At 65.0% G+C, this 3273-nt stretch carries 5 protein-coding genes; 4 read left to right on the top strand and 1 reads right to left on the bottom strand.

Going from position 1 to position 3273, the window contains the following annotated elements; all coding sequences use genetic code 11:
- Together AAGI46_16515 and AAGI46_16510 are read left to right on the top strand one after the other, a co-directional pair.
- A partial coding sequence (locus AAGI46_16515) for a hypothetical protein (protein MEM1013810.1) occupies positions 1-396 on the top strand: 396 nt, incomplete at its 5' end.
- A 42-nt stretch (positions 397-438) separates the two neighbouring features.
- Positions 439-1434 (top strand): substrate-binding domain-containing protein, encoded by a 996-nt coding sequence (locus AAGI46_16510; protein ID MEM1013809.1) that lies wholly within the window; start codon positions 439-441, stop codon positions 1432-1434.
- An 18-nt stretch (positions 1435-1452) separates the two neighbouring features.
- On the opposite strand, the gene AAGI46_16505 is transcribed toward AAGI46_16510, so the two are convergent.
- On the bottom strand, positions 1453-1893 hold the full coding sequence (locus tag AAGI46_16505; GenBank protein MEM1013808.1) for a hypothetical protein: 441 nt from the start codon (positions 1891-1893) through the stop codon (positions 1453-1455).
- A 218-nt stretch (positions 1894-2111) separates the two neighbouring features.
- Here AAGI46_16505 and AAGI46_16500 point away from each other — a divergent pair, with 218 nt between their 5' ends.
- Together AAGI46_16500 and AAGI46_16495 are read left to right on the top strand one after the other, a co-directional pair.
- Entirely contained in the window at positions 2112-2636 is a 525-nt protein-coding gene (locus AAGI46_16500; GenBank protein MEM1013807.1) for a hypothetical protein, read from the top strand.
- Entirely contained in the window at positions 2633-3154 is a 522-nt protein-coding gene (locus AAGI46_16495) for a hypothetical protein (GenBank protein MEM1013806.1), read from the top strand. The genes AAGI46_16500 and AAGI46_16495 overlap by 4 nt, the downstream gene beginning before the upstream one ends.
- The last annotated feature ends 119 nt before the right edge of the window (positions 3155-3273 follow it).

Below are 3273 nucleotides of genomic sequence, written 5' to 3'. Positions count from 1 at the left end.
CGACCCGCCGACGCGGCCGGCGGCTTCGAGGAGGCGCTCCTGCTCGAACTCGATCGCCAGGAACAGTTGGCTGCCGAGAACAACGTGCTGTTCGTTGCCGCCGATCTGGACGAGACGCCGGAGAGCAAGACGCGTGTCGAGCGGGCGATCCGGTCGTACCTGCTCGTCGGCCGAACCGACGAGGCGGGGCGGTTGGTCACGCTGGTGTCGGAGCGTCGTCCACGGCTGCTCCGGACAATCGGTGCCGAGGTGCGACGAACGGCCGACCTGTTGATCGACGCAGGTCGGGCGGACGACGCCCGGGCGGTCGTCCAAGCCGCACTCGAATGGGAACCGCAGCTTGACTCGGTGAGTCGTCGGACGCTGGGTGACTTTCTGCCACGCATCGGGTCGTGACAAAGACATCGAGGCGTTGCCCAATCCCGATATGATCGGGCAATGCGTTGGTTTCTTGCTCTGTTGCTGCTGATCTCGGCAGGTTGCGGTGGCGACTCGGACGAAGTCGTCGTCTACACCAGCGTCGACCCGGCCTACGCGGAGCCGATCATCGACGCCTTCGAGCAGGAAACCGGCATCTCCGTGCGGCTGGTCGTCGACACCGAAGCGACCAAGAGCGTCGGGCTGGCCGAGCGGCTTCGGGCGGAACGCGATCGGCCGACGTGCGATGTCTGGTGGGCCAACGAGCCGTTCCGGACGATCCGTCTCGCGGACGAAGATCTGTTCACTTCGTACACGCCGGCCGACGCGGACGCGGTCCCGGAGACGCTTCGCGACCCGGATGCCCTTTGGCACTCAACCGGGCTTCGACTGCGGGTCCTGGCAATCGGTGACGGCGTTGAGGGCGTGACGAAGCTCAGCGATTTGACCCGGCCAGAGATCGGACAGCGTGCCGTCGTCGCGAGGCCCACGGCGGGGACGACCGGCAGTCACGTCGCGGCGATCTACCTCGTCCTGGGCGACGTCGAGGCCGACGCGTTGTTCGCGGACATGCACGACGCGGGCGTTCAGATCGTCGCCGGCAACAGCTACGCTGCCGAAGCCGTCGCCCGCGGCGAGGCAGACTTTGGTCTCACCGACAATGACGACGTCTTCGCCGCCCAGCAACGCCTCTCGCCCGATCTTCAGCAGGTCATCCTCTCCCAGGGCGAGGGCGAACTCGGCACGCTGGCCATGCCGACCGTCGTTGCGTTGACGCGAAAAGACCGGTCCGACGAACTCGACGCGAATGCCCAGAAGCTCGTCGACTACCTCGTCTCGCGTCAGGTTGAAGACCAGCTCATCCAACTCGGCTACGCCGCCGCATCGGTCCGCGACGCCGGGGGCGAAGAGGGTGGTGTCCGGCTGATCGAGGTCGACTACCGAGCAGTCGCCGAGCGGCTGCCGGTGGCTATCGAGCGTGCGACCAACCTGCTCGAAACGGGTCGAGCGGAGTAGTCGCTTGGCTGCTGTCGTTTACGGAAGGACGTCGACCGGATAGTTGCCGTTCGAGTCGACCTGGTAGGTCGAAATGCTCTGTCCTTCGGCGGAGAACCGCGGATACCACGTGTCGTCGGCCGGGTGTCGGACCTCGAACGAGTCGTAGGCAAACTGGTCCTCGAGATCGGGGTTGTACCGCTCGAGGAAATAGACGAAGGGTTCCCCTTCGCCGTAGCGGACCTTGTACGCGCGGACGGGGTACTCGCCGCCGTCGCGTTCTTGCATTATGTCCAGACCGTCGACGTAGAGCGAGCCGTCGCTGGCCTGGAAGTAGACGTCGGGCGGTCGGTAGCCGCTGCCGAACAGACCGAAGAAGCTCAGCTGATACAGCATGAAGATGAGCGCCAGGAAGATGATGCTTCCTGTCACCGCCGTCGCGATGGCCGGCTTCTCGTTGATTTGTTCGCGAATACCCATTGAAAGTGTCTCGACGCAGAACACGCCGCCTCGTCCGCCGACAGCGTACTTCGCCGACGGGGTTGGGCAAGTTGCAGACATCTGCGTGTTCGCCAGGATCTTGCGTGACGGTTCCGCCACTTGGCCCACTCGGATCGCGGCGTTAGGTTCGACCTGCACTGGCGAAGGGCCGGTCGAACGAGTCGTGCGGCCTGTTGCGCCGGTGCGCATTGCCTGACATGGTCGAGTCCGCCACAACCTCTGATCGCGAACCCGTCGACACGCCGGAGGACTCCGACCCCAAGGCCCACGCTGCTGCGGGCTTCAAGGCCCTCGGCGAGGCCGCGACCTACGCCGTCCAATACGCCCAAGCGACCGTCTCGGGCGTCGCCTACTCGCTGCGAAAGCTTGTCCTGCTGGCGGCACTGGGTGTGGTGGTGCTTCTGATCGGTGCGACGCTGATCGTCACGGCCTCTGCTCTGTTTGTCGTTGCGATCGGCGATGCGATCGGGGCAATCTTGCCGGAGGGCATCGCGTGGCTCGGCCCACTAGTGGTCGGCCTCGTCGGCGTCGTGGGGACACCCATCATCGTCTGGATGATCCTGCGGCTTCTCGCCAGTTCCGGGCGCAAGACGGCAGCGAAGCACTACGCCGAACGGCTTGAAAAACAGCGAAGAGCCTTCAGCACGGATGTCGAGTTGCGTGCCGCGGAGCAGCGGCGACGAACGCATGACGCCGCGTCTTCCAACGGGACATCTTCATGAGCGATCCCGAATCACCAGGCCCTTCATCGCTTCCCGTCAATGCGAGCGAGGGTCGTGTCTATCGACACGAACGCGAACAGGCGAAGCTCGCGATGAAGGCCGCCTTCACGGACGCCGCGACACACCTGGCCAAGGCAGCGAACCCGAAGGCGGCGTTCAAGCGACACCGCGTCGCGACAAGCGGGGCGGCCGCGGGGCTTGGCCTGGCCGCGGTGTGGTTCCTGCTGCCGACCAAGTCGCGACGAGAAGCGAGGCGGCTCAAACTTCTCGAACGCATCGCGAAGGCCGAGGCCAAGGCCGGCAGGTCCACTGCCACGCCGGCATCGGGCAACCGTCGTGCGCTGCGACTGCTGTTCCGACTGGCCAAGCCGACGCTGATCAAACTGCTCGGTTCGATCGCCGCGAACATGGCGAGACAAGCCGCCGCACGCCAGGCCGACGCCGCGACGGCGGCACCGTCCGATAATGCCGCTCAAGAGGCCAAAGAGCCGGTCGACGTCGCCAAAGACGTCACCTGACAATGACGCCTCGATTGTCAATCCGTGGCGTCTGATAAGAAAAGGGTTGTCTCACCCTCTGGCTTGGGTTACTTATGCGGTGTCGCTGATGGCATCTGCCACGACTTGCGACGCTCGCT

The organism is Planctomycetota bacterium, assembly GCA_038746835.1.
Classification (GTDB): Bacteria; Planctomycetota; Phycisphaerae; order Tepidisphaerales; family Tepidisphaeraceae; genus JBCDKH01.
The sequence above is the reverse complement of the archived record's forward strand: the minus strand, read 5'-3'. Positions and strand labels throughout refer to the sequence as shown.